This window comes from [Mycobacterium] manitobense (assembly GCF_025821665.1).
Taxonomy (GTDB): domain Bacteria; phylum Actinomycetota; class Actinomycetes; order Mycobacteriales; family Mycobacteriaceae; genus Mycobacterium; species Mycobacterium arseniciresistens.
Genome location: NZ_JACKSJ010000102.1, coordinates 1 through 5385 on the forward strand (window position 1 = coordinate 1; position 5385 = coordinate 5385).

5 protein-coding genes are annotated in these 5385 nt (G+C 69.9%); 2 read left to right on the plus strand and 3 right to left on the minus strand.

Annotation, left to right across the window (positions count from 1 at the left end; translation table 11 throughout):
* Both H7I41_RS13275 and H7I41_RS13280 read left to right on the plus strand, forming a co-directional pair.
* On the plus strand, positions 1-717 hold a 717-nt coding region (locus H7I41_RS13275), incomplete at its 5' end, for a sensor domain-containing protein (protein WP_264013057.1).
* Between the two features lie 48 nt (positions 718-765).
* Positions 766-1458 carry a sensor domain-containing protein gene (locus tag H7I41_RS13280; protein ID WP_264013058.1) on the plus strand — a complete coding sequence of 231 codons (693 nt, stop codon included), beginning with the start codon at positions 766-768 and terminating at the stop codon, positions 1456-1458.
* A gap of 2 nt (positions 1459-1460) precedes the next feature.
* Here H7I41_RS13280 and H7I41_RS13285 read toward each other — a convergent pair whose 3' ends face one another.
* The 3 genes from H7I41_RS13285 to H7I41_RS13295 all read right to left on the minus strand — a co-directional run bounded on the left by H7I41_RS13285 (position 1461) and on the right by H7I41_RS13295 (position 5162).
* A complete protein-coding gene (locus tag H7I41_RS13285; protein WP_264013059.1) occupies positions 1461-1760 on the minus strand; it encodes an ANTAR domain-containing protein in 300 nt (99 codons plus the stop codon).
* A gap of 75 nt (positions 1761-1835) precedes the next feature.
* Entirely contained in the window at positions 1836-3092 is a 1257-nt protein-coding gene (locus H7I41_RS13290; RefSeq protein WP_264013060.1) for a 13E12 repeat family protein, read from the minus strand.
* A gap of 51 nt (positions 3093-3143) precedes the next feature.
* Positions 3144-5162: a glycoside hydrolase family 15 protein gene (locus tag H7I41_RS13295; RefSeq protein WP_264013061.1), complete on the minus strand. Its 2019-nt coding sequence runs from the start codon at positions 5160-5162 to the stop codon at positions 3144-3146.
* Positions 5163-5385 lie beyond the last annotated feature (223 nt).

Genomic DNA, 5385 nt, shown 5'->3' on the forward strand with positions numbered 1-5385 from the left:
CGCGCAGCCGCCGGTGCCCGGCTCCGCGGCGCCGCCACCGCCCACCGCGGCGCCGCGCAGCCGCCGGTGCCCGGCTCCGCGGCGCCGCCACCGCCCACCGCGGCGCGTCCGCTCGGCACGCTGTTGCCCACCCAGGACGAACTGGCTGCGGCACTGGGCATTCCGCCCGCGGGTTTCATGGGTCAGCTGGTCGAGGGCGGCGCCGACACGTTGTTGCGGGGCGTCGACCGCACCGAGGCGACGCCGGTCGACTGCGTCAGCCCGACGTACCGCCTCCAGCAGATGGTCTACGCGGAGAGCCCGGTGCGGTCGGTGGCCACCCGATCATGGGCCGGCGGAAGCGTGGCCGGGCCGTCCATGTCTGCGTATCTCGGTGTGGTGCAGTTCGACACGGCCGACGAGGCGCAGCGGTTCTTCGCCGCCTCGGCGCAGAAATGGCGGCACTGCGACGGCCAGACGCTGCTGCTGCAGCAGCCCGACCGCGGCACCCGCGAGCAGAGCATGATCACCGATGTGGCGGTCGGGGACCGCGTGGTGTCCGCGGTGGTGCTGCACGACGCCGGCGACTCCGACTCGCTGACCCTGCAGCGCGCACTCGGGGTCGCGGGGGACTGCGTCGTCGACGTGGAGATCACCGATCTCGAGGACGCCAAGGCGGCCGGCGCCGACGGGGCGGTCGACGTCGCGGATCTGATGTTGGACAAGATCGCGCGCTGATCGGTCCGTCAGCCGCCGCGCGGCCGTCCGGTCGGCCACAATGTGTCGGTGACGAACGCCGGTGGGCTGCGGATGGTTGTTGTGGTCGCCGTCGTCGGCGCGTTGGTGCTCCTCACCGGGTGCCAGGCCACGGTGGCCGGCACGGCGGTTCGGCCGGAGGGCGCCGCCGAACTGGAGGAGGCCGACCTCGACGCCGTGCTGCTGCCGATCGGCGCGCTCAACGAGACGGTCGGCGCCACGGACATGGAGGTCACCAGCGACTCCGAGGAGATGGGTGACCACAGCGACGAGGTGTCCGATCCGGACTGCGTCGGTGCCATCTTCTCCGCCGAGGAATCCGTCTACGCCGGCTCCGAGTGGACCGCCATGCGCGACCAGGTGGCAGCCGAACCGGGTGACGACAACGAACACTGGGTGCAGCAGACCGCGGTGCTGTTTCCCGGCGAGATGCAGGCACAGGATTTCGTCGAGGAGTCGCGCTCGATGTGGGACAGCTGCGCGGGCGACGTCATCGCCATCGGCGCCGGCGCCAACACCTATCTGTGGGAACTACAGGACATCCGCGATGCGCAGGGAATCCTGGCGCAGACCTCCAGTCAGGAGGACTCAGGCGGCTGGTCGTGCCAGCATGCGATCTCGGCGGTGAGCAACGTCGTCGTCGAGGCGTGGGCGTGTGGGTACACGATCTCCGATCAGGCCGTGGACGTGGCCACCGCGCTGATCGCCAACGTCGAGAGCTGAGCTCAGGCCGTCGACAGCGGCGTCAGCCGCGCATTCGCGACGAGCTGGCCCCAGGCGTTGAACGCCTCGAGATGCGCTGAGGACTGGCCGGATTCGCCGACGGACAGGTCGACCAGTGCGCCGGCGATGCTGCCGATGCCGATCCCGGTGCGGTTCACCACGCTCACCAGTTCGTCGAATGCCGCGCGATCCCGGCAGCCTCGCAGCCCGACCAGGACGCCGACCGCGACGTCGATGACCCGTCGCGATGAATCGGTGCGGATGTCATATCCCATGTGCGCCTCCTGGTGTGTGAGCACCATGCTGTCCTGCGGTTGCGGTGCCGACAACCAATGGATACACGGTGATCCTGAACATCCGGTGTCAGTTGCACCCGCTCACGCTGCGCGTGTCGTGTCAGCCGCGTTCACCGGCTGTTCGACCGTGCCGGGTGGTGGTGGTGCGGTGGAGTGGTAGGTCGCCCCGGTGGGGGTGGTGAATGCCGCGGTGTGGGTGCCGTTGTTCTGGGTTGTGGTGACCTGCCAGCCGTCGGCTTCTTTGGTGTAGTTGCAGTAGGCGCATTCGCCGAGGCCGTTTACCGCGCTGGTGGGTCCGCCGTCGTGATGGGGGTGGGCGTGGTCGTGGTGGCGGATCGGGGCGTCGCAGTACGGGGTTCGGCAGGTCTGGTCGCGCAGGTCGATGAACGTGGCCAAGGCTTTGGGGAAGCAGCGTGACCGTGACTCCATCGCGACCAACGCATTGCTTCGCGGGTGCCGGTACAGCCGGCGCAGGGTGGCGGTGGATCGCTGGTCGGTGACGGCGTCGTGGACCATCTGTCGGGCGATGGGGGCGGGAACCGGCCCGTGGCCGCTGAGCACGGCGGGTTCGGTGTCACCGCCGAGCAGGGTCTGATCGGAGATCACCAGCTGGACCGCGACCGGCGCGGCGACGTCGGCGGGGGTGCCGGTGACGCGTTCGACGAGGGTGTCGGCCATCATCTGGCCGCGGGAGCGGCCGTCAAAGGTGGTGTCGGCGGCGCGTTTCAATGCCGCATAGACACCGACTCCTTGGGCGACGGGCAGCAGCGCGGTCACATAGGTCATGGTGTCGGGCGCGGGGCGGATCGTCACCGTGCGCTCACCGACCGCCTTGGCGGCCCGGTCGACCACCGCTTGCGGATCGAGCCGGTAGGCGATCATCTTCGCCGCGGCGACGATCCGCTTGTCGCCTTTGCCGGCCAACTGCCGGATGTCACCGCACAGTTCGGCGTCGAGGGTGCCGCGATCGGCGACGCTCAGGCACGCCGATTCCCGCACGATGAGGGTGGCCCGCCACTCCGAGAGCGCCCCGCACTCCAACGCACGCAGCGTGTAGGGCATCTCGTACACCAGTGCGCGGGCGAACCCCAGATGACGACCACCACGGTTGGGGGAGTCGCGGCGGGCCAGCGCGATCTCCGCGGCCAGCCCACGTCCACGCTTGGCGGCCGGCATTCCGGCGGCGGCCTCGGCGGCGCGACGCACCCGGTCGAGCGCGGCGGTGACCCGGGCCTGCCCCGCCGCGGCCGCCGACTTCGCCGCCTCCAACGCCTCGAGGCGCGCCCGCAACCCCGACTCATCGGCACCAGGAGGTACCATCGCCAACTCTCCGAACATGTGTTCGAGTATAAGACGACCTTACGACAAGATCGGTGGAACGCGGTGCGACTACATCGGGGCGTTGGCCGGCACGAACACCCCGGAGCTGTCCGCCTCCTCCTCGGCGCGGATGACGTGCACCACCGCGTTGATCAGCGCCAGGTGGGTGAACGCCTGCGGGAAGTTGCCCAGGTGGCGGCCGGTCCGCGGCTCGATCTCCTCGGCGTACAGATGCAGCGGACTGGCGAAGGACAGCAGCCGCTCACACAGGTGCTTGGCCCGGCTCACCTCGCCGATCTCGACCAGCGCCGACACCAGCCAGAACGAGCAGATGGTGAAGGTGCCCTCCTCGCCGGTGAGGCCGTCGTCGGTCTCCTCCACCCGGTACCGCAGCACCAGGCCCTCCTCGGTCAGCTCGTCGGCGATGGCGAGCACCGTCGCACGCACCCGCGGGTCGTCCGGCGGAAGGAACCGCACCAGCGGCGCGAGTAGCAGCGACGCATCCAGCGCGTTGTCGCCGTAGCGCTGGGTGAGCACGCCACGGTCGTCGACGCCGTGCTTGAGGATGTCGGCCTTGATCTCCTCGGCGATCGTCCGCCACTGCTGGGCGTAGCTCTTCTCGCCCTGCAGTTCGGCGAGTTTCGACCCGCGGTCGAGCGCCACCCAGCACATGATCTTGCTGGAGGTGAAGTGCTGCGGCTCGCCGCGCACCTCCCAGATGCCGCGGTCGGGTTCGCGCCAGTGCTTGATGGCCTCCTCGACCTGATTCTTCAGCACGGGCCACAGCGTCGGCGGGATCTGCTCGCGCGACTTGGCGTGCAAATACACCGAATCCAGCATCGTCCCCCAGATGTCGTGCTGCATCTGGTTGTACGCGCCGTTGCCGATGCGCACCGGCCGCGCGTTGTCATAGCCCGAGAGGTGGTTGAGCTCCTCCTCGACGAGGCTGCGCTCGCCGCCGACGGCGTACATCACCTGGAGCGGATGGCGCTCACCGTTGTTGGCCCCCGACACGTCGGCGATGAACGCGAAGAAGTCGTCGGCCTCGCGGTCCAGTCCCAGCGTGTAGAGCCCCCACAGGGCGAACGTCGAGTCGCGCACCCACGCGTAGCGGTAATCCCAGTTGCGTTCGCCCTGAGGCGTTTCCGGCAGCGACGTGGTGCTGGCCGCCAGCAGTGCGCCCGTCGGCGAATACGTCAGCCCCTTCAGGGTCAGTGCGCTGCGCTGCAGGTAGGCCCGCCACGGATGGTCGGGGAAGTCACCGATGTTGATCCACTGGCGCCACGCCTCACTGGTCTGCCACATCTTGTCGGCGGCTTCCTCGTAGGTCTGCGGCGCGGGGTGCTTCGACCAGCTCAGCGCCACGAAGACGTTGTCGCCCTCCTTCAGCCGCGTCCGCGCGCGGGCCTCGCGGCCCTCGAGGCCGATGCGCAGATTGGTGGTCAGCCGCAGCGTCGGGTGCGAGTCCGGGTTCTTGGTGGCGCGGGCGATCGCCTCGCCGTAGGCCTGCGCCGAGTACTCCCAGCTGGCGTTGTTGCGGTGGTAGTCGAACGACGGCTCGCAGTTCATCACCAACTCGACGGTGCCGCTGACGCATTTCACGGTGCGGAGCAGGATGTGCTCGGCGTCCCAGTCCATCGGCGTGCGGCGATGGGTGCGCGACCGCGCATCGATGTCGTGCCACGGGCCCATCACCAGCGTGTCCCGCACGATGACCCAGCCCGTGTGCGTCTGCCAGGTGGTCTCCAGGATCAGGCTGCCGGGCAGGTAGCGACGCGCGGCGGGCACCGAGACGCCGTAGGGGCCGAGCCGGAAGTGGCCGGCGCCGCGGTCCAGGATCGAGCCGAACACGCTGGGCGAGTCGGGACGGGGGACGCAGAGCCACTCCACCGAGCCCGCCGAGGAGATCAGGCAGGTGTTCTCGCAGTCCGACAGGAACGCGTAGTCGGCGATCGGCGGGAACGGGTTCCGCAGCGACCCGCCGCCCGCATACGGCACCGGCGCTGTCACCGTGAGCGGCGACTGGGTGTCGTTCTTCGGCAGTGCCGGGGGCGCGTCGTCAGCCGGCTGCGTGTGCTGCAGAACCATGCGGACATCATCGACCGCCGGGGTGCCCCCCGTCTACTCGTGCCGATTGTTCGCCGGGTTTGCTGTCGCCGGCGCCGTCAGCGCCGTGCCCAGGTCGGTGCGCGTTCGGGCAGCGGGCCGATCGCCACCCCGTAGGCGACGGCGCGGCGCAGCGCGGGAAGTCGGTTGGCCACCTTGACCGCCCGGGGTGCCGGGCGGGTCGCGGCGCCGGCGGTGAACGCCG